The sequence below is a fragment of the Microvirga antarctica genome, assembly GCF_017921815.1.
Classification (GTDB): domain Bacteria; phylum Pseudomonadota; class Alphaproteobacteria; order Rhizobiales; family Beijerinckiaceae; genus Microvirga; species Microvirga antarctica.
The window spans coordinates 1-290 of record NZ_JAGEMM010000085.1 but is presented as its reverse complement, the minus strand read 5'-3'; the positions used below and the strand labels follow the sequence as shown (position 1 = coordinate 290).

Genomic DNA, 290 nt, shown 5'->3' with positions numbered 1-290 from the left:
TAATTCCGTAGGCGGCAACGTTGTCGCTCAGGTGACAGGTATGGGGGATAACCCTTCTCTGTCCGAACTGATCGGTCCGGTTAAAGTGATGTTGCAGGCCTACGACGAAGGCCGTCTGGACAAGCTTTACATTGTCAGCAACAAATTTATTAACACCATGTCTCAGGTGCCGACGATCACTCAACTGCTGCCGCTGCCGGCGTCAGAAGATGATGATCTGAAGCGTAAAGCCTGGGATTACCTGTATGAACCAGACCCGAAAGCGCTGCTGGATACTCTCCTGCGTCGTT

Annotated in this window: 1 protein-coding gene; it reads left to right on the top strand. The window is 52.1% G+C overall.

The features are described 5' to 3' along the window. Positions 1–290: F0F1 ATP synthase subunit gamma (locus J4G32_RS20965; RefSeq protein WP_210497607.1), on the top strand; the 290-nt coding region annotated here is incomplete at both ends.